Genomic DNA, 25,744 nt, shown 5'->3' on the forward strand with positions numbered 1-25,744 from the left:
ATGAATCAGCCAATCCTCACTCCCGCCCTCACCGCGCTGCTCAAGGAATGGCTGCCGCAGCAGCGGTGGTTTCCGGTCAAGACCCCCGATTTCGACCTCTCCCAGGCGGGCAGCCTGGGGCTGACGGACCCCAGCGGCCATGCGGCGCTGGCAGTGTTCCTCCTCAACATCACCACGGAGGGGCCCGACGGCGGCGCGCGCACCGCGGTGGTCCAGGTTCCCTTGAGCTTCCGGCCGGCACCGGCCGGCGGGATGGAGCGGGCCCTGGTGGGCAACGCCGCGGGAATGGATCCCACCCACCCGTGGGTCTACGACGCCGTCCACGACCCCGACTTCGTGGGCGCGTGGCTGGAGCTCATCCGGCAGGAGGAAAAAGCCGCCAGCGGCACCGCCACGGGGTTCCGGGTTGACGGTCCGTACCGGCTGCCCACGGCCAAGGGCGTGGTGAAGGTGCTCTCCGGTGAGCAGTCCAACAGTTCCGTCATGGTGGACGACGGCGAATCGGCCGCCATGGTGAAATTCTTCCGGGTGCTTTCGGACGGCACCAATCCCGAGATTGAGGTGGGTGCTGCCCTGACCAAGGCCGGCACCTCCGAAGTCCCTGCCACCCTTGGTTGGGTCAGGGGGGAGTGGCTCGGACAAGGCGCCCAGGGGAACCAGGGCAACACCGCTGGCGGCGGCACCGGTACGAAGTATGTCCAAGGCGAGCTTGCCGTTGCCCACGAGTTCCTCGCCGGCGGCCGGGACGCCTGGCGGCTGGCGGTGGACGCCGCGCGCTCGGGCAGGGGCTTCACATCAGAAGCGCGGGCCCTTGGCGCGGCAACGGCGACGGTGCACAAGCGCCTGGCAGAGGCCCTGGGGCAATCAGCCAAGCCTGAACCCTGCAAGGGGGCAGGACCTGCTGTTGCCCAGCGCGTCCGCACCGCCTGGGCTGAAGCCCGTGCCGCCGTCGGGCCTTACGACGATGCCCTGGACGCCCTGCTGGCTGACTTGGATAAAACTCCGGCCGGGCCGCTGCAGCGCATCCACGGGGACCTGCACCTGGGCCAGATCCTCCTGGTGACCGGCCAGTCCGGTGACGAGTCGCGGTGGGCCATCCTGGACTTCGAGGGTGAGCCGCTGCGGCCCATCGCCGAACGGAACGTCCCGGACGTCCCCCTGCGCGACGTCGTTGGGATGCTCCGGTCCTTCGACTACGCAGCCGGAGCAGCCCAGCGCGAACAGGAAGGCGCGCAAGTCCCTGACAACTGGGTTGACGACTGCGCCGACGCTTTCCTGGCAGGGTATGCCGGGGTCATTCCCGGCACGGTGGACCGGACCTCGCCGCTGTTTGTGGCATTGTGGCTGGACAAGGCGCTGTACGAAGTTGTTTATGAAATGCGGAACAGGCCCGACTGGGTGGCGATTCCAGTTAACGCCTCCAGGCGGCTCCTGGGCAGCAATGGTGCCGGCGGGTCCGCCGGTGCAGCATCGGAAGGTAACGAAATGACAGGCTCAGCACGAACTGACCGCCCGGGGGTGCCCCTGCACGTGGATGAAGGCACCCTGGGCAGGATCGCGAACGGTGAACACCACGCCCCCCATTCCGTCCTGGGCGCGCACCTGGACGACTACGGGCATGTCACCATCCGGACCGTGAAGCACCTCGCCGAGGCAATCACCGTGGTCACCCAGGCCGGCGAGGTCCCCATGCAGCACGAGGCCCACGGCGTGTGGGTTGCTGTCCTGGAACCTGTGGAGCAGGGACACGTTCCGGATTACCGGCTCTCGGTCACCTACCCGGGCAAGGAACCGGTGACGGTTGATGAGCCGTACCGCTACCTGCCCACGGTGGGTGAAGTGGACCTGCACCTCATCGGCGAAGGCCGGCACGAGAAGCTGTGGACCGTGCTCGGCGCCCACGTCCAGCACTACAAGTCCTCGCTGGGGGACGTCAATGGTGTTTCCTTCGCTGTGTGGGCCCCCAATGCGCAGGCCGTCCGCGTCAAGGGCGACTTCAACGCGTGGGATGGCCGCGAGAACTCCATGCGCTCGCTGGGATCCTCCGGTGTCTGGGAAGTCTTCATTCCCGGCGTTGCGGCAGGGGCCTGCTACAAGTACGAGATCCTGACCCGGGGCGGCTACTGGGTGGAAAAGGCCGACCCGCTCGCCTTTGGCACCGAGGTTCCCCCGTTGACTGCGTCCCGGGTGGTGGAGCCGTCCTACGCGTTCAAGGATGACGAGTGGATGGAAGCGCGCAGCAAGCGCGATCCCCACAACTCGGCCATGAGCGTCTACGAGGTGCACCTCGGATCCTGGCGGCTGGGCCTTGGCTACCGCGAACTCGCCAAAGAACTGGTGGAGTACGTGAAGTGGCTCGGGTTCACCCACGTGGAGTTCATGCCCGTGGCGGAGCACCCCTTCGGTGGTTCCTGGGGCTACCAGGTCACGTCCTACTACGCCCCCACCTCCAGGTTTGGCCACCCCGACGAGTTCCGCTACCTGGTGGATTCCCTCCACCAGGCGGGCATCGGCGTGCTGCTGGACTGGGTCCCGGCGCACTTCCCCAAGGATTCCTGGGCGCTGGCCAAGTTTGACGGGGAGCCGCTCTACGAGCACTCCGACCCTGCCCTCGGCGAACACCCTGACTGGGGCACCCTCATCTTCGACTTCGGCCGCACCGAGGTCCGGAACTTCCTGGTAGCCAACGCCCTTTACTGGCTGGAGGAGTTCCACATTGACGGCCTGCGCGTAGACGCGGTGGCCTCCATGCTCTACCTGGACTACTCGCGCCAGGAAGGCCAGTGGCGGCCCAACCGCTTCGGCGGCAGGGAGAACCTGGAAGCCATCTCCTTCCTGCAGGAAGTCAACGCCACCGTGTACAAGACCCACCCCGGTGCTGTGATGATCGCGGAAGAATCCACAGCCTTCCCGGGCGTCACCGCACCCACCAGCCACGGCGGGCTTGGCTTCGGCCTGAAGTGGAACATGGGCTGGATGCACGATTCGCTCAAGTACATCTCCGAGGACCCCTACAATCGCCGGTGGCACCACGGCACCGTGACGTTCTCCCTGGTGTATGCCTTCACGGAGAACTTCCTGCTGCCGATCAGCCACGACGAGGTTGTCCACGGCAAGGGTTCCATGCTCCGCAAGATGCCGGGCGACCGGTGGCAGCAGTTGGCCAACCTCCGCGCCTTCTTTGCCTACCAGTGGGCGCATCCCGGCAAGCAGCTCATCTTCATGGGTACCGAGTTTGGCCAGGAAGCCGAATGGTCGGAGCAGCACGGCCTGGACTGGTGGCTTGCGGATATCCCTGCGCACAGGGGACTGCAGTTGCTGACCAAGGACCTGAACGAGCTGTACGCGTCCACTCCGGCCCTGTACACGCAGGACAACGTTCCCGCCGGATTCCAGTGGATCAATGGAGGTGACGCCGACCGGAACGTGCTGTCCTTCATCAGGTGGGACACCGACGGCAACCCGATCGTCTGCGCCATCAACTTCTCCGGCGCCCCGCATGTTGGCTACACCTTGGGCGTCCCGTCGGCCGGTGCATGGACGGAAGTCCTGAACACGGACCACACCACGTACGGGGGCTCCGGCGTCCTGAACGAAGGCGAACTGAAGGCGACGGATCACGGACAGGATGGCCAGCCGGCCACGTTGACCGTCACTTTGCCGCCGCTTGGGGCGTCCTACTTCAAGCCGGGTGCAGCACCGGCTGACTGATCCACCCCGGCTCCAAGCGAGCCGGAACTGAGTTGCGAAAGGCCCGGAATCCGCGTGGTTCCGGGCCTTTCGGCAGCTTTGGGGACACCCGTTCAGAGTGGAGTGGCAATCCCGAAAGACTGGTGGTACAGTTTATTTCCGCGCTGCTCCACGGAGTCAGACGGAAAACATGATCCCCTCAAGCTTATGCTGAGGATGGTCGCGGACTTCGGTTTGACACGCAGGATGTCAGCGGGTAGGTTTGAAAAGTTGCTCCGGAGCGATCCTGAACTGAGGGTTTGGGTGGTGCCGGGTGTGTCTGTTGTTTGAGAACTCAATAGTGTGCCAAGTTTGTTGATACCGATTATGTATGTAATTGGTTGAATTTGCCGAATCGTGCCGCCCCTGTGGTGCTGGTTTGGTGTTTTTAGCTGGTTTCAAATTTTGTGCAGCCAATTTTTGCCGTTATTTCCGGTGGTTTTGGTTGTGTCTGTTTGTTTTCAACGGAGAGTTTGATCCTGGCTCAGGATGAACGCTGGCGGCGTGCTTAACACATGCAAGTCGAACGATGAAGGGAGCTTGCTCCTGGATTAGTGGCGAACGGGTGAGTAACACGTGAGTAACCTGCCCTTGACTCTGGGATAAGCCTGGGAAACTGGGTCTAATACCGGATATGACCTTCCATCGCATGGTGGTTGGTGGAAAGCTTTTGTGGTTTTGGATGGACTCGCGGCCTATCAGCTTGTTGGTGGGGTAATGGCCTACCAAGGCGACGACGGGTAGCCGGCCTGAGAGGGTGACCGGCCACACTGGGACTGAGACACGGCCCAGACTCCTACGGGAGGCAGCAGTGGGGAATATTGCACAATGGGCGCAAGCCTGATGCAGCGACGCCGCGTGAGGGATGACGGCCTTCGGGTTGTAAACCTCTTTCAGTAGGGAAGAAGCGAGAGTGACGGTACCTGCAGAAGAAGCGCCGGCTAACTACGTGCCAGCAGCCGCGGTAATACGTAGGGCGCAAGCGTTATCCGGAATTATTGGGCGTAAAGAGCTCGTAGGCGGTTTGTCGCGTCTGCCGTGAAAGTCCGGGGCTCAACTCCGGATCTGCGGTGGGTACGGGCAGACTAGAGTGATGTAGGGGAGACTGGAATTCCTGGTGTAGCGGTGAAATGCGCAGATATCAGGAGGAACACCGATGGCGAAGGCAGGTCTCTGGGCATTAACTGACGCTGAGGAGCGAAAGCATGGGGAGCGAACAGGATTAGATACCCTGGTAGTCCATGCCGTAAACGTTGGGCACTAGGTGTGGGGGACATTCCACGTTTTCCGCGCCGTAGCTAACGCATTAAGTGCCCCGCCTGGGGAGTACGGCCGCAAGGCTAAAACTCAAAGGAATTGACGGGGGCCCGCACAAGCGGCGGAGCATGCGGATTAATTCGATGCAACGCGAAGAACCTTACCAAGGCTTGACATGAACCGGACCGGGCTGGAAACAGTCTTTCCCCTTGTGGGCTGGTTTACAGGTGGTGCATGGTTGTCGTCAGCTCGTGTCGTGAGATGTTGGGTTAAGTCCCGCAACGAGCGCAACCCTCGTTCTATGTTGCCAGCACGTGATGGTGGGGACTCATAGGAGACTGCCGGGGTCAACTCGGAGGAAGGTGGGGACGACGTCAAATCATCATGCCCCTTATGTCTTGGGCTTCACGCATGCTACAATGGCCGGTACAAAGGGTTGCGATACTGTGAGGTGGAGCTAATCCCAAAAAGCCGGTCTCAGTTCGGATTGGGGTCTGCAACTCGACCCCATGAAGTCGGAGTCGCTAGTAATCGCAGATCAGCAACGCTGCGGTGAATACGTTCCCGGGCCTTGTACACACCGCCCGTCAAGTCACGAAAGTTGGTAACACCCGAAGCCGGTGGCCTAACCCCTTGTGGGAGGGAGCCGTCGAAGGTGGGACTGGCGATTGGGACTAAGTCGTAACAAGGTAGCCGTACCGGAAGGTGCGGCTGGATCACCTCCTTTCTAAGGAGCACCTACAACTTTCTCATCACGGACGCATGTTGGTGGTGGGGGTTGTCAGGAGTAAAGGCCCGTTGCACGGACGCTCGTTTCGTGGCGGGTGCTCATGGGTGGAATATCAACAAATAGCGGCTGTTTCTTCCTGCGCTTCTTCTCTAGTACGAACCCTGGTGGTTCTGGAACGGTGGGGTGCGGGTGGGGATGGTTTAGTGTTTGGCACACTGTTGGGTCCTGAGGCAACAGGACCATGTGGTGGCTCTTGCGTTTGTGGGGGTTGCCGGGTGGGTTTGTTTGTTTCTGGTTTCCCTGCCATGACGGTTCACGTGCTTTGTGTGTGTGTGGGTTGTGTGGTGTGGGGTTGTTGTTTGAGAACTACATAGTGGACGCGAGCATCTTGTATAAGAAGCAATTTCCAAGATATTTGAACCTGGATCTGGCCGCGCGTGTGATGACTTCCTTTTGGGGGGTTTGAGCGGGTGTGGTTGGTTTCGTGGTTCTCTCGAGTGAGCTTGTTTTTGATCTTTGTGGTCAAGTTTTTAAGAGCACACGGTGGATGCCTTGGCATTAGGAGCCGAAGAAGGACGTAGGAATCTGCGATAAGCCTGGGGGAGTCGATAACCGGACTGTGATCCCAGGGTGTCCGAATGGGGAAACCCCGCTAAGCGCGCGAGTGACTTGGTGACCCGTACCTGAACACATAGGGTGCGTGGGGGGAACGCGGGGAAGTGAAACATCTCAGTACCCGCAGGAAGAGAAAACAATAGTGATTCCGTTAGTAGTGGCGAGCGAACGCGGATCAGGCTAAACCGTTCCATGTGTGATAGCCGGCGGGCGTTGCATGGTCGGGGTTGTGGGACTTTCCATACCAGTTCTGCCGGGCTGGTGGGGTGTGATGTGCGCGCATAGGTGAACGGTTTTGAAAGGCCGGCCAGAGAGGGTGTTAGTCCCGTAACCGTAATGTGTTTGTACCGCCTGTGAGAGTATCCCAAGTAGTACGGGGCCCGAGGAATCCCGTGCGAATCTGTCAGGACCACCTGATAAGCCTAAATACTCCCTAATGACCGATAGCGGACCAGTACCGTGAGGGAAAGGTGAAAAGTACCCCGGGAGGGGAGTGAAACAGTACCTGAAACCGTGTGCTTACAATCCGTCGGAGCCATCTTTGTTGTGGTGACGGCGTGCCTTTTGAAGAATGAGCCTGCGAGTTAGTGTTACGTCGCGAGGTTAACCCGTGTGGGGCAGCCGTAGCGAAAGCGAGTCTGAATAGGGCGTGTGAGTGGCGTGATCTAGACCCGAAGCGAAGTGATCTACCCATGGCCAGGTTGAAGCGACGGTAAGACGTCGTGGAGGACCGAACCCACTTCAGTTGAAAATGGAGGGGATGAGCTGTGGGTAGGGGTGAAAGGCCAATCAAACTTCGTGATAGCTGGTTCTCCCCGAAATGCATTTAGGTGCAGCGTTGCGTGTTTCTTGCTGGAGGTAGAGCTACTGGATGGCTAATGGGCCCTACAAGGTTACTGACGTCAGCCAAACTCCGAATGCCGGTAAGTGAGAGCGCAGCAGTGAGACTGTGGGGGATAAGCTTCATAGTCGAGAGGGAAACAGCCCAGACCACCAACTAAGGCCCCTAAGCGTGTGCTAAGTGGGAAAGGATGTGGAGTTGCCCAGACAACCAGGAGGTTGGCTTAGAAGCAGCCACCCTTAAAAGAGTGCGTAATAGCTCACTGGTCAAGTGATTCCGCGCCGACAATGTAGCGGGGCTCAAGTACACCGCCGAAGTTGTGGCATTCACACTTGTTCCTAGCCTTCGTGGTTCAGGAGTGTGGATGGGTAGGGGAGCGTCGTGTGGGCGGTGAAGCTGCGGTGTAAACCAGTGGTGGAGCCTACACGAGTGAGAATGCAGGCATGAGTAGCGAAAGACGGGTGAGAAACCCGTCCGCCGAATGATCAAGGGTTCCAGGGTCAAGCTAATCTGCCCTGGGTAAGTCGGGACCTAAGGCGAGGCCGACAGGCGTAGTCGATGGACAACGGGTTGATATTCCCGTACCGGCGAAAAACCGCCCATGCTGAGCGGGGGATACTAACTGCCCGAAACCTGCCTGACACCCCTTGTGGGTGAAGGGTTTTGGTGGAGCGCAGGACCTGATCCCGGGAGGCAAGCGTATTAACAGGTGTGACGCAGGAAGGTAGCCGAGCCGGGCGATGGTTGTCCCGGTCTAAGGATGTAGGGCGAATGGTAGGCAAATCCGCCATTCATATAGCCTGAGATCTGATGGGACCCCCGTATGGGGGGATTCGGTGATCCTATGCTGCCGAGAAAAGCATCGACGCGAGGTTTTAGCCGCCCGTACCCCAAACCGACACAGGTGATCAGGTAGAGAATACCAAGGCGATCGAGAGAATTATGGTTAAGGAACTCGGCAAAATGCCCCCGTAACTTCGGGAGAAGGGGGGCCCCAACCTTGAACACCACATCGCTGGTGGGAGGGGATCGGGGCCGCAGAGACCAGGGGGAAGCGACTGTTTACTAAAAACACAGGTCCGTGCGAAGTCGCAAGACGATGTATACGGACTGACTCCTGCCCGGTGCTGGAAGGTTAAGAGGACCGGTTAGCCCTTTAGGGCGAAGCTGAGAATTTAAGCCCCAGTAAACGGCGGTGGTAACTATAACCATCCTAAGGTAGCGAAATTCCTTGTCGGGTAAGTTCCGACCTGCACGAATGGAGTAACGACTTCCCCGCTGTCTCAACCATAAACTCGGCGAAATTGCAGTACGAGTAAAGATGCTCGTTACGCGCAGCAGGACGGAAAGACCCCGAGACCTTTACTATAGTTTGGTATTGGTGTTCGGAGTGGCTTGTGTAGGATAGGTGGGAGACGTTGAAGCCCGGACGCCAGTTCGGGTGGAGTCATCGTTGAAATACCACTCTGGTCACTTTGGACATCTAACTTCGGCCCGTAATCCGGGTCAGGGACAGTGCCTGATGGGTAGTTTAACTGGGGCGGTTGCCTCCTAAAAAGTAACGGAGGCGCCCAAAGGTTCCCTCAGCCTGGTTGGCAATCAGGTGTCGAGTGTAAGTGCACAAGGGAGCTTGACTGTGAGAGAGACATCTCGAGCAGGGACGAAAGTCGGGACTAGTGATCCGGCGGTACATTGTGGAATGGCCGTCGCTCAACGGATAAAAGGTACCTCGGGGATAACAGGCTGATCTTGCCCAAGAGTCCATATCGACGGCATGGTTTGGCACCTCGATGTCGGCTCGTCGCATCCTGGGGCTGGAGTAGGTCCCAAGGGTTGGGCTGTTCGCCCATTAAAGCGGTACGCGAGCTGGGTTTAGAACGTCGTGAGACAGTTCGGTCCCTATCCGCTGCGCGCGCAGGAAATTTGAGAAGGGCTGTCCTTAGTACGAGAGGACCGGGACGGACGAACCTCTGGTGTGTCAGTTGTACTGCCAAGTGCACCGCTGATTAGCTACGTTCGGATGGGATAACCGCTGAAAGCATCTAAGCGGGAAGCTCGCTTCAAGATGAGATTTCCATACACCTTGTGTGTGAGAGGCCCCCAGCCAGACCACTGGGTTGATAGGCCGGATGTGGAAGCGAGGACTAACGACTCGTGAAGCTGACCGGTACTAATAGGCCAACAACTTACACCACACAGAAACATACAAATTCTGCTTGCGTCCACTATGTGGTTCCCAACCAACAACCCTGTTGGCGGAACCATAACTGAATAACAACACCACCAGTCCAACAACACGGACAATGTTGTAACCACACAAGTCTTCCCACACCACTCCCGACGGGGTTGGTGACGGGTGAAAGGGTTACGGCGGTCATAGCGTGGGGGAAACGCCCGGTCCCATTCCGAACCCGGAAGCTAAGACCCACAGCGCCGATGGTACTGCACCCGGGAGGGTGTGGGAGAGTAGGTCACCGCCGGAACATCATTAAAAGTAGGGCCCTGACAACGAACGTCAGGGCCCTACGACTTTAACCACCACACACGCACCCAGGGCCGCAAGCTCGTTGTTCCCGCGGGAGTGGACAGGGTGGCAGGATGCCGCCGGGTAGGATGGTCCCTCATGAGCAGCATCTTCAGCCACGCGCAGGACCCTTTCGAAGAAGCTGGGCAGCCGGCAGTTGATCCCCTGGAACCTGTGGTGAACACCGTGGTTGTTCCGGGGCCGGTGGCCCGCGCTTTCGCCGGTTTCACCGACCACACCCACCTGTGGTGGCCCCTGGAGCAGCACGGGGTGTACGGCGCCGCATCGTACGTTGAGTTTGAAGAGAACCTGATCCTCGAAACGGCAGACGATGGCCGCACCACCATCTGGGGAACCCTCGACGACTGGCAGCCACCCCTGTCCTTCCACGCCACCTGGCACCCCGGCACCACAGCGCTTTGGTCTACCGAGCTCCTGGTAGTGTTCCGGGCGGTGGATGCAGGTACCGAGGTTCGCGTCTTCCACGAAGGCTGGGAGGGCGCCGAAGACCCTGCCGCAGCGCGGCAGGAATACGTGGAGGCCTGGCCGCGCATCCTTGAGAAGTTTGCCCGGTTCATGGGCAGCGCAGTCTGAACCTCCTTGCCTAAGCGCGCCGCGTGGTCCCGACTGGCGGGACAGCTGTGCTGTTCCGGATCACGAACTCCGTTGGGAACTCCTGGTCCTGTGCTGCAGCCGCTGCCGTGCCGCCGTCGGGATCCGCGGCTGGCTTGTCCAGCAAGGCCAAGGCAGTGGTGGCCGCCAAGCGGCCCTGCCCCCGCGGATCCTGGTTGATGGTGGTGAGTCCAAAGGTCTCGGCGAGCTCGTGGCCGTCAATGCCCACGACAGAGAGATCCTGCGGTACCTGCAGTCCGAAGTCGCGGGCGGCAAGCATGATGCCCACGGCCATCTCGTCAGAGGCCGCGAAGACTGCTGTAGGGCGTTCGGAACTGGTGCCCAGCAGCCGGCGGCCGGCCGCATAGGCACCTTGGATGGTGAAGTCGGCGGTGGCGTTCCACTCCGGCTTTACAGTCAGCCCGGCTGAAGCCATGGCGGAGGCGAAACCCCGCTGGCGCAGCCGGGGGAGCTTGAAGTCGCGGTTCAGCTCTCCGTATCCCGTAATGTGGGCGATCCTGGTATGCCCCAGCCCAATCAGATGGCGGGTGGCCAGCGCGGCCAGCCCCTCGTCGTCGATCCTGATCGTCGAGGCGCCCCGCAGCGCGCCGCCAATTCCCACGATTGGGCGGTGCACCGCCAGCAGCTGGCCGATCTCGTCTTCGCTAAGCACCAGTGCCACGGCGATAACGGCGTCCAGGCGTTTCCGCAGAAGGAAGTCATTCAGGATGCTGCTGCGTCGCTCCGGCTGTTCGCCCACGTTGTACAGGGTCAGGTCGTACCCCGCATCCAGCAGCGTCTCCGAGACCCCTTCCAGGACCGAAGAGAAGTACCAGCGTTGCACGTTGGGCACCACCAGACCGATGTTGTGGTTGCGCCCGGATGCGAGGCTGGACGCATGGTACGACGGCACGAACCCCAGTTCCTTGGCCGCCTCCTGTGCAAGGCGGCGGCTCCTGGCCGAGACGTTTGATTTGCCGCTCAGTGCCCGGGACACGGTGGCCACTGACAGGCCAGCCCGGCTGGCAACTTCCTTGATGCCCGCCATGGTCAGTCTGCTGCGATGAGGTCCGGTCCAAGCTCTATCCATGCCGTCTCACCGGAGGCAAGGGCATGGGCGGTCTCTGCGGGGAGGCTGCGGATCAGCACGTGGCCCGCCGGCATGTCCAACGGCTCATGGTTCAGGTTCATGAGGACCAGCGTAGTGCCGTTCAGGTAGCCCAGGGACGACCCCGTGCACCAGTCTTCCGCCCAGGACAATGATCCCCTGCCCAGGTTCAGCTGCCGGCGGCATGCCAGGGCGTCCCGGTACATCGAGAGGTGCGACGACGGCGATCCTGCCTGCAGATCCCGCGCCAGCGCTTCGAACGAGGCAGGAATGGGCAACCACGGATCTTCCCCCGCGCCAAAGCCCAAGTGCGGGTCCCCGGCCCGCCAGGGCAGCGGTACCCGGCAGCCGTCACGGCCAAGCCGCTGGCCTCCTGTCCGGCCAAATGTCGGATCCTGGCGGAGGTGGCCCGGAATGTCGATGCCGTCCGGCAACCCCAGCTCTTCCCCCTGGTAGAGGTATGCGGCGCCGGGCAGCCCCAGCATGAACAGTGAGGCCGCGGCCGCGCGGCGGCGGCCAAGGGCCTCGTCCGGCTGCGGGTCAGCGGAACCTATGCCGTCCCCGTCCCTTGGACCCTGGCCGTTGTAGCCAAAGCGGGTGGCATGGCGGACCACGTCGTGGTTGGAAAGCACCCAGGTACTCGGGGCCCCAACACCGTCAAGGACCGTCAGCGAGTCCGTGATGACAGAACGCAGCCGGTAGACATCCAGGCCCGCGTGGAGATAAGGGAAGTTGAACGCCTGATGCATCTCGTCGGGCCGCACCCAGTGCGCAAGCCGCTGCAGGTCAACACTTGCCTCGGCGCAGAGAATCCGGTCCGGTCCGTATTCGTCAAGGAGCAACCGCCACTTCCGGTAGATGTCGTGGACACCGGGTTGCCCGAACATCGGTGCCTCGTGGCCGGGGTACCCCTCGCTGCTGCCGCCGTCAGCGCGTCCGCCCCATCCCGGAAGGCCCGGCGCTTTGACCAGGGCATGGGCCACGTCCACGCGGAAGCCGGAGACGCCGCGGTCCAGCCAGAAGCGGAGCACCCGCTCGAACTCTGCGTGGACGGCGGGGTTGTCCCAGTTGAAGTCCGGCTGGGAGGAGTCAAAGAGGTGCAGGTACCACTGGCCGGGTTGTCCGTCAGGCGCCGGCACGCGTGTCCAGGCGGGCCCACCAAAGTGGGACTGCCAGTTGTTTGGCGGTTCCTGTCCGTCCGGTCCGGTGCCGTCGCGGAAGATGAACATGTCCCGCTCCGGGCTCCCGGCAGGCGCTGCAAGGGCCGCCTGGAAAGCGGGGTGTTGGTCCGAGCAGTGGTTTGGCACCAGATCCACGATCACCCGCAGGCCCAGCCTGTGCGACTCAGCCATCATGACGTCGAAATCGCCGAGCGTGCCGAAGATAGGGTCCACATCGCAGTAGTCGCTGACGTCGTACCCGGCATCGCGTTGCGGGGAGCGGAAGAAGGGGGACAGCCAGACTGCGTCCACACCCAGGTCCGCGAGATGCGGCAGTTCCTCGGTGATTCCCGCCAAGTCGCCCACGCCGTCGCCGTTCAGGTCCCGAAATGACCGGGGGTACACCTGGTAGATCACGGCAGACCGCCACCAGCCCGGGGCAGGATCGGCGGCATGGATGAGGGTGAGTGGGCCGGCAATGGGGGAAGTGTCGTGGATCACAGTTTCGACGGACATGGAAGTCAGCATAACTGCGGGGAGCCGTTTTATGAAAACGCTTCCATAATTGTTTCCTAGGGCAGTCATGAGGTCCTCTCCGTTCACGGAGGAGATGAACTGGAAGCGGTTGCGGCACGGTAAGTGCCGAGGCCCAGCGAAAATCACGCCCTAGACTGGGGAATTATGTCCAACGCCGGATGGAGGCCTTGTGGGAAGCATCGTTGACGAACTGGCAGCCGTCCTGGCTCCGGCTCAGCTGGACGTGAGCGAGGTGTCGCTCCGCCGGTACGCGATCGATCAGGCTCCCGTCATCGACTTCCAGCTTCCCCTTGCCGTGGTGTTCCCCGAATCGGTGGCCGACGTTCAATCCGTGGTGAAGGCGTGCGCCGGCAGCGGAGTACCCATCGTCCCGCGCGGCGCCGGGACAGGCGTATCCGGCGGTGCCCACGCCACGAATAACTGCGTCATCCTGTCGCTGGAGCGGATGGACCGGATCCTCGCGCTGAACCCCGACGACGAAACAGCCGTCGTGGAACCCGGCGTAGTCAATGCCGTCCTCAACGAAGCAGCCGCAGAGCATGGCCTCATGTACGCTCCGGATCCGGCGAGTTTCCGAAGCTCCACCATCGGCGGCAACGTGGCCACCAACGCAGGCGGCCTTCGCTGCGCCAAGTACGGGGTCACCAGGGATTCGGTCCTGGCCCTGGACGTGGTTTTGGCTGACGGATCGCTCATCCATACCGGGCACCAGACCTTCAAAGGCGTGGCGGGCTACGACCTCACGGGACTCTTCGTCGGGTCCGAGGGGACGCTGGGCATCGTCGTCGGAATTACCGTGCGGCTAAAGTACCTGCCCCGGGAAGTCCACACCGTGGCCGCGTTCTACCCGGATTTCCGGATGGCTGCTGCGGGAGTCCTGGCGGTGGGCAGGGCACGCGTCCAGCCCGCCATCATGGAACTGCTCGACGGCGGGACGCTGGCCCAGCTGGACGACATCCACGGCTCCGACCTCAGCACCCGCGGAAAGTCCCTGCTGCTGATCCAGACGGACGGATTCGGCGCAGCCGCGGAAGCCGACGTGGTGCGGCAGGTCCTGCGGGATGGGGGTGCCGCGGTGACCACCGAGGCCAGCGCCGAGGCGGAACGGCTGGTAGAACTGCGGCGGCACAGCCGGGGCACCGAGGTGGACGACGAGTACCGCGTTGGTGAAGACGTGGCTGTTCCGAGGTCTCGCCTGGTGGATTACGTTGCCGCGCTCGAGGCCATGGCCTCCGCCCAGCAGGTGCACCTCAAAGTGGTGGCCCACGCAGGTGACGGCAACCTGCACCCAACATTCTGGATCGACCGGCAGGGCCCGGACGTGGATGCCGGTGCCATGGAGCGGCTTCAGGCGGCCCTGGACGAGTCCATCACCGCGGCCCTGGCCATGGGCGGCACCATCACGGGGGAGCACGGCGTAGGCCAGTACAAGCTGCGGTGGCTGGGCCAGGAGCAGCCGGAACCGGTCCGTGAACTCCAACGCAGGATCAAGGACCTGTTCGATCCCGCCGGGATCCTCAACCCCGGAAAGGCTATCTAGGACTCAGTCGTCCGAATCCGGGTATTCGTCATCGGATTCATCGGCTCCGTAGCGGGATTCCTCGTTCTCCACCTCAAGGATCTTCAGCAGCTCAGTGTCCGGGTTGAGCATGATGGCGGCCTCGTCCCGCCGGTGCCGCAGGATCGAGTCGATGTAGGACTGCACGGCCTCTGCCAGCGGGATGTGGCGCTCCTGCTTTTCGGACATGTACCAGCGGTGTTCCAGGACCTCGTGCACCACCTCGGCGTGCTCGAGCTTGCCGGAAAGGTCCCGGGGGATGGCGCGCACGATCGGCTCGAAGATCTGGCTGACCCAAAGGTGGGCGCTGTATTCCTCGTCCATCTCCGGGTTGTTGTCCGCGCGGAACGAGTCCATGTCGTTGAGCAGCCGCCGCGCCTGGTTCTCCTGGGCGTCCAGGCCGGTAAGCCGCAGCAGGCGCCGCTGGTGGTGCCCCGCGTCCACCACCTTGGGCTGCAGTTGAATGGTGGAGCCGTTCTGGGTGGTCTTGATGGCATACTCCTCGACGTCGAAGCCGAGTTCGTTCAGCCGCCGGATCCGGGCGCCCACGCGCCAGCGCTCGCCGAGTTCAAAGGATTCCTTTTCGGTCAGTTCAGCCCACAGCCGCCGGTAGCTGTCCATGATCAGCTCACTAGTGGCCACTGGGTCCACCTTCTCCTCGATGAGCCCGCCGTCCAGCAGGTCCATCAGCTCGCCGGCGATGTTCACGCGGGCAATCTCCAGGTCGTACTCGCGCTGGCCAGTGGAGAGGTCCGGGTAGAGCTCGCCCGTTTCAGCATCCACCAGGTACGCGGCGAAGGCGCCGGCATCGCGGCGGAACAGGGTGTTGGACAGCGAGACGTCGCCCCAGTAGAAGCCGATCAGGTGCAGCCTCACCAGCAACAGGGCCTGCGCATCGATGAGGCGCGTCAACGTGTCCTTGCGCAGCATCTGGGAAAAGAGCGCACGGTAGGGCATGGAGAATTTCAGGTGCCGGGTCACGAGCACCGGGTTGAGCGGGCGTCCGTCGGGGGTGGTGCGCCCGGTGATCACCGCAACCGGCTCCACGCACGGCACATCGAAGCGCGCCAGCTTGCGGAGCATGTGGTACTCGTGCCGGGCCACGTGCTCGGAGGTTTCCTTGATGGCGATGACAGAGCCGCCCAGGTGGGCGAACCGGACGATGTGCCGGGAAATACCGCGGGGCAGCGCCGCCAGGTACTGTGCCGGCCACTCCTCCAAAGCGATATGCCAAGGCAGGTCCAGCAGTTCGGGATCAGCCGCCGCCGCCGTGATGTTCAGCGACGACGCTACCGAGGCCGCCTTGTTGTCATCGGCACTGGCAGCCACGAACCGGGGCAGCTTCCCGATCTGCGCGTAGTCGGTGGGTTCGTCGTGCCACTGGGCGCTGTATTCCTCGGTCATGGCTCAATTCTTCCGTACTCGGGGCAGGGCGGCTAAATCCCGTGCAGGCATGGTTAAAGGCCGACGGCGGCCCACCGGTGAGTGGGCCGCCGCAGGGTGGAGCTACCGAAATCAGTCGCCGAGGCGCAGGCCGGTCTTGGTGTCGAACAGGTGCACGTGGCCCGACTGCGGACGGACGTAGATGACCTCGCCCTTCATCGGGGGACGGCGGCCGTCGACGCGGGCCACGATGTCGTGGTCCTTGCCGTCAAGGTTGGTGTGGCCGTAGACGTAGGCGTCGGCGCCGAGTTCTTCGACGACGTCCACCTCAACCTTCAGGCCTTCACCGTGCGGAGCGGTTTCCAGGTCTTCGGGACGGGTGCCCAGGGTGACCGTGGAGCCGTGAGCCTCTTCGAGGACGTCCCGCGGCACGGGGTAGACGGTGCCGCCGAACTGGACGCCGCCGTCGACGACGGGGAGTTCCAGCAGGTTCATGGCGGGGGAGCCAATGAAGCCGGCAACGAAGACGTTCTTGGGGCGGTCGTAGAGGTTGCGCGGGGTGTCAACCTGCTGCAGCAGGCCGTCCTTCAGCACGGCGACACGGTCGCCCATGGTCATGGCCTCCACCTGGTCGTGCGTCACGTAAACGGTGGTGACGCCCAGGCGGCGGGTCAGGGACGCGATCTGGGTGCGGGTCTGGACACGGAGCTTGGCGTCCAGGTTGGACAGCGGCTCATCCATGAGGAAGACCTGCGGGTTACGGACGATTGCACGGCCCATGGCAACACGCTGGCGCTGACCGCCGGAGAGTGCCTTCGGCTTGCGGTCCAGGTACTGCTCGAGGTCGAGGAGCTTGGCGGCTTCGCGGACGCGCTCGGCACGCTCTTCCTTGGAGACGCCGGCGATCTTGAGGGCGAAGCCCATGTTGTCGGCCACAGTCATGTGCGGGTACAGCGCGTAGTTCTGGAAAACCATCGCGATGTCGCGGTCCTTCGGGGGAACATCGGTGACATCGCGGTCACCGATCAGGATGCGGCCTGCGTTGACATCCTCAAGGCCTGCCAGCATGCGCAGGGAGGTGGACTTGCCGCAACCGGAGGGTCCAACGAGGACCAGGAATTCGCCATCGGCGATGTCGATGTTGAGCTTATCGACGGCGGGCTTTTCAGTGCCCGGGTACAGACGCGTAGCGTTGTCAAAAGTAACTGTAGCCACAGTTATCAATCCCTTCACCGGCAGGTACGTGCCGGACGATCCGTTGTGAATGGTTCATTTTTATTCAGTTTTGTTCCTGCAAAATGCTCCGCGGCTTCCGCGGAGCATTGAATGACGCCGCACGCTGGTTGTGCGCCACATCACACAAAGAGTATGCCAGAGGTTGCTCTCTTTAGCGCAAATGTTACGAACGTCACATCTTTGGCCGGCTGTGTCTAGCCGGAGGCCGCCTGCGGGTCTTCTTCCGCCACGGCGATGCTGCGCTCCTGCAGCAGTGCTTCCAGCAGCTCCGCGACGTGGACGGGCGCCTCCACCCGGTACTCGGCCTGGGTGAAATCCAGGCCGATCTTGACCCCGACATCGCCCGGTTCGAGCCTGCCGAAGGCGTCCTCGTCCGTGACGTCATCGCCGGCAAACAGCACGGCGGTGGCTCCCGTTGCCTGCCGCAGGAAGGCAACGCCCTCGCCTTTGGACGCGTGGACCACCGAGGTCTCCAGGACGCGCTTGCCTTCTTTCAGGAAGACGCCCTTGCGCTCCTGCAGAACAGCCTTGGCGGCCGACACGGCGTCTTCCGCCACGTCGTCCGGGGCCTGGCGGGTGTGCAGCACGACGCCGGCAGGCTTGTACTCCAGCGAGGTGCCGGGAGCCTGGGCAACGATGTCCGACAACTCGGCCCGCACTTCTTCCAGGAGCGCTTTCTGGTCCTCCTCCAGCGACAGTTCGGTGGAGCCCGGCCCCAGCCACGCTTCGGCGCCGTGGCTGCCGATCAGCAGCGTGTCCACCGGCGGGGACGCAACCTCCCGCAGGCTGGCGAGGGCGCGGCCGGAGATGAGTGCCGTCGTCGTGCGCGGAAGCACGGCGAGGCCCGCGAACGCCGCGGCCGAACGCGGAAGCGGCCGCGCATCCTGGGCGCGGTCCACGATCGGCGCCATGGTGCCGTCAAAATCCATGGCCACCAGCAAGTGCTCTGTACGTGCAATCCGGCGCAGGGCTTCCCGCAGCTCGGGCGAGAGCGCCAGCGGAGCCCTGGTGCCGCGGCTGTCAGGAGTCATCGCGGACCACCTTTTCGTTCAGCGCGCGCAGGAAGTCCGCGGACCAGTGGTCAACGTCGTGGTCCAGGATCTGCCGACGCATGGACCGCATGCGCCGGGAAGCCTCGCGGGGGCTGAGCTCGATGGCGGTCATGATGGTGTTCTTGAGCCCCGCGATATCGTGCGGGTTGACCAGCAGGGCCTGCTTGAGCTGGTCCGCTGCGCCGGCGAATTCGCTGAGCACCAGGGCGCCGTCGTTGTTGTTGCGGGCGGTGACGTATTCCTTGGCAACGAGATTCATCCCGTCCCGCAGGGCGGTGACCAGCATGACGTCGGCCGCCAGATACAGCGCCACCATCTCTTCGACGGGGTAGCTGTGGTGCAGGTAGCGGACCGCTGTGTTTTCGAGGGTGTCATAGGTGCCGTTGATGTGGCCCACCGTGCCCTCAACCTCCTCGCGGAGGAGGCGGTACTGTTCCACGCGCTCGCGGCTGGGGGAGGCCACCTGGATGAGGGTTGCATCGCCAACGGTGAGGCGGCCGTCCGCCAGGAGCTCCTCGAAGGCCTTCAGCCGGTGGCGGATGCCCTTGGTGTAATCAAGCCGGTCCACGCCGAGCAGGATCGTCTTGGGGTTGCCCATATCCTGCCGGATCTGCCGGGCGCGTTCGATGATGTCGGGCCTGGCAGCCAGCTCGCTGATCTGCTTAACGTCGATGGAGATGGGGAAGGCCTGCGCCCGGGCAATATGCGTCAGTTGGCCGTTGTGGTCCTTGACGTGAACCTGCTGCTGCTTGACGCTGGCCCCCAGGAAGCGACGGGCAGAGCGCATGAAGTTGCCGGCATCGCTGACGCGCTGGAAGCCCACCAGGTCGGCCCCGAGCAGGCCGTCGATGATGGCCTGGCGCCACGGGAGCTGGGCAAAGATTTCCGGCGGCGGAAACGGGATGTGGTTGAAGAACCCGATGCGCAGGTCGGGCCGGGCTTCGCGGAGCATCCGCGGAACCAGTTGCAGCTGGTAGTCCTGGACCCAGACGGTGGCACCCTGGTCGGCGTGGCGGACCACGGCGTCGGCGAACCTGCGGTTGACCTTGCGGTAGGCGTCCCACCAGGTGCGGTGGAACTCCGGAGGGGCAATGACGTCGTGGTACAGCGGCCAGAGTGTGGCGTTGGAGAAGCCCTCGTAGTACAGCTCCACGTCGTCGGTGCTGAGCTGTACCGGGACAAGGTCCATGCCGCCGTGGCTGAACGGCTTCACCGTTTCGTCAGGGGCCCCGTGCCAGCCGACCCATGCTCCGTCGGTCTTGGTCATCATCGGGGCGAGCGCGGTCACCAGGCCGCCGGGGGACCGGCGCCAGCCGGAGCCGTCGTCGCTGTCGTCGCCCGGCGCCACCCGGTCCACGGGCAGCCTGTTGGAGACCACCATGAAGTCGTACTTTGTATGGCCGGCGTGGCTGGAACCGGATTCGCCGGCCGTTGCTGTGCCGGCGGGTTTTTCCTGGACAGGTGTTTGCATTGCGGCCCCCTGGGGTTGCTTGTGCCTCTAAGCCACCCTAGCCGGACGGAATCATCGGGGCTATTCGTCCGTTGGTCAAGCCGAAGGAATAGTTGAACCCGCAAGCTGTCAGCTTTCTCGCCTAAAATGTTGGGGTGCCACGAAGTGGTCCCCTACGTCGACCGACCCAAGGAACTCATGAGCCCCGCAAACGAAGTACGTAAGTCCAAGGCTGAGCGCACGGCGGAGGCGCGCGAAAAAGCGCGCCTGATCCGGGAAGCGCAGGCAAAGAAGGACAAGCGCAACAAGCTGCTGATCGGATGGGGCATCGTGGCCGCGGTGGTGGTCATCCTGGTGGTGGTGGGCCTGGTGGTGGCGGGCAACATCCAGCGGAACGCCCCGATCGCGGACCAGGGGCCCACTCCTGCCAATGCCAACGCCCACGGCGGCGTTACGCTGCTGGCCAACAACCAGGTTGCCAAGACAGAGCCTGCCACGGTTGACGCCGCTTCCCTGGGTGATGCTCCGAAGACTCCGCCCGCCGAGGTAGTGGCCCCGGGTGCCGGGGCGGAGGCGGGCAAGCCGGTCAAGGTGGTCCTTTACATCGACTTCATCTGCCCCGTCTGCAAGAACTTTGAAACGCAGTACAACGACCAGCTCACCTCGCTGCGCAACGACGGCAAGATCACCGTTGAGTACCGCCCCCTCGGGTTCCTGGACAGCCGGTCCACCACCAATTACTCGTCCCGTGCTGCGAATGCGGCAGCCTGTGTGGCCAACACGGCCCCGGAGAAGTACTCCGATTACTTCAATGCCCTGTTTGCCCAGCAGCCCGCCGAAGGCAGCGCAGGGCTGTCTGACAACGACCTGAAGAAGATGGCGTCCGACATGGGCGTGGACATCAACTCCTGCGTGGATGACAAGACCTACCGCCCGTTCGTGAAGTTCACGACGAAGGAAGCGGCGGCCATCGGTGTTACCGGTACGCCCACCGTGTTCGTGGACGGCAAGCAGTGGGGCAAGGGGGACAGCGCCCAGACGCCGTTCCCCGACTTCCTGCAGGCAGCCATCGCCGCCAAGGGCTAGGAGCTGACAGCCCTGGCAGGGGTCCGTTCCGGAATGTCTCCGGGGCGGGCCCCTGCCTTATATACAGCCCGTGCAGCGGCGTTTTTACGCCCGGCGGGAGTTGGGCTAACCTTATCTAGCGCCTTCGGGCGCATGCCCCCAAGGGGCGCGCCTCCTTAGCTCAGTTGGCCAGAGCACCGCTCTTGTAAAGCGGGGGTCGTCGGTTCGAATCCGACAGGGGGCTCCATACAACCTCCGGGTCTAAGCTGGATCCATCCAAATAATCAGCGTGCTGACTAAAGGAGGATGGGTGCCATGCCCAAGACCGGCAAGAACGACCATGCCCGCAAGGAAGAGCTCCCCTCGACCCTGCAGCGTTCTGACCAAAAGGCCCAGGACACCTTCGCCAAGACCTACGACTCCGCCCTTGAGTCGTATGACCAGGACGAGCAGCGGGCCGCGCGTGCAGCATATGCCTCGCTGAAGCACAGCTACGAGAAGGTGGGCGACCACTGGGAGCCCAAGGAAAAACGCGGCCCGTCGGACAAGCGCGCGGAACAGGGCATCCGCTCGTCGGAACCTACCGCCGGCGGCGTGGATGCGAACGCCTCGAAGGACCACCTCTACAAGCTGGCCAAGGAGTTGGACGTCAAGGGCCGCTCGAAGATGGACAAGGACCAGTTGGTGGAGGCACTCCGGAAGGCGAACGACACAGCCACCCGCAAAGCCCGCAGCAAATAGCCTTCGCTCTTGCCGTCCTGCCGTCCAAGGTGTCGAATCAAAGGACACGTTCGGTCCGGTCGGCAATGATGCCAGGAGGTTCCAATGTCGGTGAAGAGCACCAAGGAGTCAGCGCGGGCGGCAGGCGGCAGGAACGGGCCTGAATCAAGGCGGGCCGACCAAGCCGGCGGCATCGCGGCGCAGGACCCGGCCCGCATCCGGAACGTGGCCCTGGTAGGACACTCCGGTGCCGGGAAAACCATGCTGATCGAGGCCCTGCTCGCGGCCAACGGCATGATCACCCGCAAAGGCTCCATCGCGGACGGGTCGACCGTCAGCGACTCGGACCCCGCCGCCGTGCACCAGCAGCGGTCGGTCACGCTGTCCCTGGTGCCGCTAATGGTGGACGACGTCAAGGTGAACCTCCTGGACACTCCGGGCTACCCGGACTTCATCGGTGAGCTGCGGGCTGGCCTCAGGGCTTCGGATGCCGCCCTCTTTGTGGTCTCCGCCGTCGACGGAATCGATGCAACCACCACCGCGCTGTGGGGCGAGTGCGGGCACATGGGGCTCCCACGCGCCGTCGTCATCACCCGGGTGGACCACCCGCGCGCAAATTACGACGGCGCCCTGGCCGCCTGCCAGAGGGCGTTCGGCGACGGCGTGCTCCCGCTGTATGTCCCGGTGCGGACAGACGGCGGGATTACCGGCCTGCTGGGACTGCTGTCGCAGGAGGTGGCGGACTACTCCTCCGAAGATTCAGCACCGGAAGTCCGTGCAGCAACGGCCGGTGAACGTACGGATGCCGGCACTGCCAGGGGCGCGCTCATCGAGGGCATCATCGCCGAAAGCGAAGATGAGACGCTGATGGACCGCTACCTGGAAGGCGAGGACATGGACGCGGCGGTGCTGGCCGCCGACCTGGAAACCGCCGTGGCGCGCGGCTCGTTCTTTCCCGTGCTGCCCACGTCCGCCGTCACCGGACTTGGCACAGCGGAACTGATGGACCTGCTGGTCCGCGCCTTCCCGCCTCCGGTGGAACGCAGCCTGCCGGATGCCGCCGATCTGTCCGGCAAACCGGCCGGAAGCCTGGCCTGCGACCCTTCGGGTCCGCTCGCTGCCGAAGTGGTGCGCACCTCCAACGATCCCTTCCTGGGACGCATCTGCCTGGTGCGGGTCTTCTCGGGGTCGCTGCGCGAGGACTCGCCCGTCCACGTGGGGGGCCACGGCTTGGCTGACCGCGGGCACCAGGACCACGACACCGATGAACGGGTCACCCACATTTACTCGCCGCTGGGCGCCACACTGCGCCCCGTTCCCTACTGCGTGGCCGGGGACATGTGCGCGCTGGCGAAACTCGGCAGCGCCGAAACCGGGGACACCATTTCCAGCCGGGAAAACCCCCTGCTGCTGGCCACCTGGGAGATGCCGGAGCCTCTGCTGCCGGTTGCCGTGGAGGCCGACTCCCGCAGCGATGAGGATGCCCTCGCCCGCAGCCTGGGCAGGATCGCGGCGGGGGACCCAACACTCCGTGTGGACCGGAATACCGAAACGCACCAGCTGGTGCTGTGGTGCATGGGCGAAGCGCACGCTGAAGTGGTCCTGGACCGGCTGCGCGAACAGGGTGTGAAGCTGCATACCGTGGACGTGATGACACCGTTGCGGGAAACCTTCGCTGCCGCGGCTTCGGGGCATGGCCGCCATGTCAAGCAATCCGGCGGGCACGGCCAGTACGCCGTGTGCGACATCGAGGTGGAACCGCTGGAGCGCGGCGGCGGGTTCGAGTTCGTGGACAAGACAGTGGGCGGAGTCATCCCGGGAACGTTCATCCCGTCCATCGAGAAGGGGGTGCGGGCGCAAATGGAAAAGGGGGTCTCTGCGGGCTTCCCCGTGGTGGACGTGCGTGTGACCCTCACAGGCGGCAAAGCCCACAGCGTCGATTCATCCGATGCCGCATTCCAGGCGGCGGGGGCCCTTGCGCTCCGGGAGGCAGCTGCCGCGGGGAAGGTCCAGCTGCTGGAACCGGTGTCCTCCGTGTCCATCATGGTTGCCGACGAACACGTGGGCTCCGTGATGAGCGACCTGTCCGGACGGCGGGGACGCCTCACCGGCACCACCTCTTCCGGGGAGGGGCTTACGGAGATCAGCGCGGAGGTTCCGGACCAGGAGCTCCTGCGGTATGCCGTGGAGCTGCGGGCCTTGACCGCCGGTACCGGGCGGTTCCGCCGGCAGTACCTGCGGCACGATCCGGTGCCCCCGAATTTCAGCCCGTCCTGATCCCGTCAGGCCAGGAAGAATGCCGCGGAGCGCCGTCAAGTGAATGCTGCAGCTCGCAGAATCCAGACCGTCTACCTGACGCTGACGTTGGGGAACACCCTTGCAGCGTCCTTCATTTGGGGAATCAACACACTGTTCCTGCTCGATGCCGGGCTGAGCAACCTGGAGGCCTTCGCCGCGAACGCGTTCTTTACGGCCGGAATGGTCCTGTTTGAGGTGCCTACGGGCGTGGTGGCGGACAGCTGGGGCCGCCGGACGTCCTTTCTCCTGGGCACCGTCACACTGGCAGGGTCCACCTACCTCTATTACCTGCTGTGGCAGTTGTCCGCGCCGTTCTGGTGGTGGGCCGGGGTGTCCGCCCTCCTGGGCCTCGGCTTCACGTTCTTTTCCGGGGCAGTGGAAGCGTGGCTGGTGGACGCGCTGCACTTTTCCGGTTACGACGGCGGCCTGGAAACCGTCCTGGGCCGCGGCCAGATCGTTTCCGGCATCGCCATGCTGGCAGGATCAGTAGCTGGTGGAGTCATAGCCCAGGCCACCAACCTGGGCGTGCCGTTCCTCCTGCGCGTCGCAGTCCTGGCGGCAATGTTCGTGGTGGCTTTCCTGCTGATGCACGACGTCGGCTTCACACCGGAGCGCTCGGCCCACCCCCTGCAGGCCACCCGCGCAGTCCTGAAGGCGTCCGTGGACGGCGGCCTGAGGAACCCGCCGGTGCGGTTCATGATGCTGGCTGCCCCGTTCACCGAAGGCGTGGGGTTCTACGTTTTCTATGCCCTTCAGCCGTACCTGCTGCAGCTGTTTGGCGATCCCAAGGCCTATGCCATCGCCGGCCTGGCGGCGGCCATCGTAGCGGGTGCGGATGTGGTGGGCGGTTGGCTGGCGCCCCAGGTCCGGAGACTGGTCCGCCGCCGCACCACCGTGCTGATCGCCTCCACAATCACCAGTTCGGTGGTCCTGGTGGTGTTGCTGGCCACCAGTGTCTTTTGGCTGGCACTGGTGCTCCTGGCCCTGTGGGCCGTGGTGGCCTCCGCAGGCACCCCGGTGCGCCAGGCCTACCTCAACGACATGATCGGCTCGAAGCAGCGGGCAACGGTCCTGAGCTTCGCCTCGCTCATGGGCTCCAGCGGGGGAGTGGTGGTGCAGCCGGTTCTGGGCCGGGCCGCCGACGTTTATGGCTACCCTGCCTCGCTGGCATTGGGTGGTGCGGTGCAGCTGCTGGCGGCACCCTTCATGCTGCTGAGCCGGCGCCGGCGCTCGCCGGCAGACCTCGCCACGGGCCTGGCCGCCGCACCCTGAACAGAGGCGCCATGTGCTGGGAGCCGGACGCAGGGAAGGCTCCCGCTGCCGGGACTTGGTCCGGGCAACAGGAGCCTTCGGGTGCGCAGGTGGCGGTTCGTCCTACTTGACGCCTGCTTCCACTGCTTCACTGGCCGGAGCCGGCTTTTCCTGTGCGGGCGAAGGGGAGGTCTTCAGCCTGAAGCGTTTTCCAATTTCGCCTCCGCCACCGCTGCGGTTCTTGTTGAAGATGTCGAAGCCGAAGGCGACAAGGAGCACCAGGCCCTTGATGAGCTGCTGGTAGTCGGTGCCCAGGCCCAGGATGGACATGCCGTTGTTGAGCACGCCCATGATGAGTCCGCCGATCATGGCTCCGGCGACGGTTCCGATACCACCGGTGACCGCGGCGCCGCCGATGAAGGCCGCGGCGATGGAATCCAGTTCGAAGCCGGTTCCACCGGCCGGCTGGGCCGAGTTGAGCCGGGCGGTGAAGACGAGGCCCGACGCTCCCTGGTCCTGGCCACATTGTTGATGTGTCGGTTCAATATAGACTGGTTTGTGAACGCTAACAAGAGTGCGCGGGGGAATTTTCGCAAGTTTTTCGAGTCCATTGACTTC

The 25,744-nt window shown here is 63.4% G+C and carries 13 protein-coding genes, 1 tRNA gene, 3 rRNA genes and 1 pseudogene; 11 read left to right on the forward strand and 7 right to left on the reverse strand.

Annotation, left to right across the window (positions count from 1 at the left end):
• From ACIGJD_RS03625 to ACIGJD_RS03645, 5 genes are all read left to right on the forward strand, one after another.
• Positions 1-3,711, forward strand: coding sequence for a 1,4-alpha-glucan branching enzyme (locus tag ACIGJD_RS03625; protein ID WP_483688338.1), 3,711 nt, complete (start codon positions 1-3; stop codon positions 3,709-3,711).
• A gap of 479 nt (positions 3,712-4,190) precedes the next feature.
• A 16S ribosomal RNA gene (locus ACIGJD_RS03630) occupies positions 4,191-5,713 on the forward strand.
• A 523-nt stretch (positions 5,714-6,236) separates the two neighbouring features.
• Positions 6,237-9,367 (forward strand): 23S ribosomal RNA (locus ACIGJD_RS03635).
• A 171-nt stretch (positions 9,368-9,538) separates the two neighbouring features.
• Positions 9,539-9,655: ribosomal RNA gene (gene rrf, locus ACIGJD_RS03640) — 5S ribosomal RNA — on the forward strand.
• Together the 16S, 23S and 5S rRNA genes form the textbook arrangement of a ribosomal RNA operon.
• 140 nt (positions 9,656-9,795) lie before the next feature.
• On the forward strand, positions 9,796-10,290 hold the full coding sequence (locus tag ACIGJD_RS03645) for an SRPBCC family protein (RefSeq protein WP_483688339.1): 495 nt from the start codon (positions 9,796-9,798) through the stop codon (positions 10,288-10,290).
• A 10-nt stretch (positions 10,291-10,300) separates the two neighbouring features.
• Here ACIGJD_RS03645 and ACIGJD_RS03650 read toward each other — a convergent pair whose 3' ends face one another.
• On the reverse strand, positions 10,301-11,356 hold the full coding sequence (locus ACIGJD_RS03650) for a LacI family DNA-binding transcriptional regulator (RefSeq protein WP_483688340.1): 1,056 nt from the start codon (positions 11,354-11,356) through the stop codon (positions 10,301-10,303).
• 2 nt (positions 11,357-11,358) lie between these two features.
• Positions 11,359-13,092 carry a glycoside hydrolase family 13 protein gene (locus ACIGJD_RS03655; RefSeq protein WP_483688341.1) on the reverse strand — a complete coding sequence of 578 codons (1,734 nt, stop codon included), beginning with the start codon at positions 13,090-13,092 and terminating at the stop codon, positions 11,359-11,361.
• 190 nt (positions 13,093-13,282) lie between these two features.
• Here ACIGJD_RS03655 and ACIGJD_RS03660 point away from each other — a divergent pair, with 190 nt between their 5' ends.
• The gene (locus ACIGJD_RS03660) at positions 13,283-14,653 is read left to right on the forward strand and encodes an FAD-binding oxidoreductase (protein WP_483688342.1); all 1,371 of its coding nucleotides are present in this window, start codon (positions 13,283-13,285) and stop codon (positions 14,651-14,653) included.
• 3 nt (positions 14,654-14,656) lie between these two features.
• On the opposite strand, the gene ACIGJD_RS03665 is transcribed toward ACIGJD_RS03660, so the two are convergent.
• From ACIGJD_RS03665 to ACIGJD_RS03680, 4 genes are all read right to left on the reverse strand, one after another.
• On the reverse strand, positions 14,657-16,075 hold the full coding sequence (locus ACIGJD_RS03665; RefSeq protein WP_483688343.1) for a DUF4032 domain-containing protein: 1,419 nt from the start codon (positions 16,073-16,075) through the stop codon (positions 14,657-14,659).
• Positions 16,076-16,186: 111 nt separating this feature from the next.
• On the reverse strand, positions 16,187-17,269 hold the full coding sequence (locus ACIGJD_RS03670; protein ID WP_483688344.1) for an ABC transporter ATP-binding protein: 1,083 nt from the start codon (positions 17,267-17,269) through the stop codon (positions 16,187-16,189).
• Between the two features lie 215 nt (positions 17,270-17,484).
• Positions 17,485-18,321 (reverse strand): trehalose-phosphatase, encoded by an 837-nt coding sequence (gene otsB / locus ACIGJD_RS03675; protein ID WP_483688345.1) that lies wholly within the window; start codon positions 18,319-18,321, stop codon positions 17,485-17,487.
• Positions 18,311-19,813, reverse strand: a complete 1,503-nt coding sequence (locus tag ACIGJD_RS03680; RefSeq protein ID WP_483688346.1) for an alpha,alpha-trehalose-phosphate synthase (UDP-forming) — start codon at positions 19,811-19,813, stop codon at positions 18,311-18,313. Before ACIGJD_RS03680 ends, otsB begins: the two co-directional genes overlap by 11 nt.
• 177 nt (positions 19,814-19,990) lie before the next feature.
• Here ACIGJD_RS03680 and ACIGJD_RS03685 point away from each other — a divergent pair, with 177 nt between their 5' ends.
• The 5 genes from ACIGJD_RS03685 (at position 19,991) to ACIGJD_RS03705 (ending at position 25,147) form a co-directional block, all read left to right on the forward strand.
• Positions 19,991-20,878, forward strand: coding sequence for a DsbA family protein (locus ACIGJD_RS03685; RefSeq protein WP_483688347.1), 888 nt, complete (start codon positions 19,991-19,993; stop codon positions 20,876-20,878).
• Between the two features lie 149 nt (positions 20,879-21,027).
• A tRNA-Thr gene (locus tag ACIGJD_RS03690) sits at positions 21,028-21,104 on the forward strand.
• A gap of 68 nt (positions 21,105-21,172) precedes the next feature.
• Positions 21,173-21,598 carry a ChaB family protein gene (locus ACIGJD_RS03695; protein WP_483688348.1) on the forward strand — a complete coding sequence of 142 codons (426 nt, stop codon included), beginning with the start codon at positions 21,173-21,175 and terminating at the stop codon, positions 21,596-21,598.
• A gap of 84 nt (positions 21,599-21,682) precedes the next feature.
• Entirely contained in the window at positions 21,683-23,854 is a 2,172-nt protein-coding gene (locus ACIGJD_RS03700; protein WP_483688349.1) for an elongation factor G-like protein EF-G2, read from the forward strand.
• Between the two features lie 39 nt (positions 23,855-23,893).
• Entirely contained in the window at positions 23,894-25,147 is a 1,254-nt protein-coding gene (locus tag ACIGJD_RS03705; protein WP_483688350.1) for an MFS transporter, read from the forward strand.
• A gap of 102 nt (positions 25,148-25,249) precedes the next feature.
• Here the strand turns inward: ACIGJD_RS03705 and ACIGJD_RS03710 are convergent.
• Positions 25,250-25,630, reverse strand: a pseudogene (locus ACIGJD_RS03710) (ABC transporter permease subunit); the annotation flags it as partial.
• Positions 25,631-25,744: the final 114 nt, after the last annotated feature.

The sequence above is a fragment of the Arthrobacter sp. E1SS-5 genome (assembly GCF_057073715.1).

Coding starts and splice junctions, on each gene's coding strand:
- ACIGJD_RS03625 (WP_483688338.1), top strand. CDS start 1: ATGAATCAGCCAATCCTCACTCCCGCCCTCACCGCGCTGCTCAAGGAA.
- ACIGJD_RS03645 (WP_483688339.1), top strand. CDS start 9,796: ATGAGCAGCATCTTCAGCCACGCGCAGGACCCTTTCGAAGAAGCTGGG.
- ACIGJD_RS03650 (WP_483688340.1), bottom strand. CDS start 11,356: ATGGCGGGCATCAAGGAAGTTGCCAGCCGGGCTGGCCTGTCAGTGGCC.
- ACIGJD_RS03655 (WP_483688341.1), bottom strand. CDS start 13,092: ATGTCCGTCGAAACTGTGATCCACGACACTTCCCCCATTGCCGGCCCA.
- ACIGJD_RS03665 (WP_483688343.1), bottom strand. CDS start 16,075: ATGACCGAGGAATACAGCGCCCAGTGGCACGACGAACCCACCGACTAC.
- otsB (WP_483688345.1), bottom strand. CDS start 18,321: ATGACTCCTGACAGCCGCGGCACCAGGGCTCCGCTGGCGCTCTCGCCC.
- ACIGJD_RS03680 (WP_483688346.1), bottom strand. CDS start 19,813: ATGCAAACACCTGTCCAGGAAAAACCCGCCGGCACAGCAACGGCCGGC.
- ACIGJD_RS03685 (WP_483688347.1), top strand. CDS start 19,991: ATGAGCCCCGCAAACGAAGTACGTAAGTCCAAGGCTGAGCGCACGGCG.
- ACIGJD_RS03695 (WP_483688348.1), top strand. CDS start 21,173: ATGCCCAAGACCGGCAAGAACGACCATGCCCGCAAGGAAGAGCTCCCC.
- ACIGJD_RS03700 (WP_483688349.1), top strand. CDS start 21,683: ATGTCGGTGAAGAGCACCAAGGAGTCAGCGCGGGCGGCAGGCGGCAGG.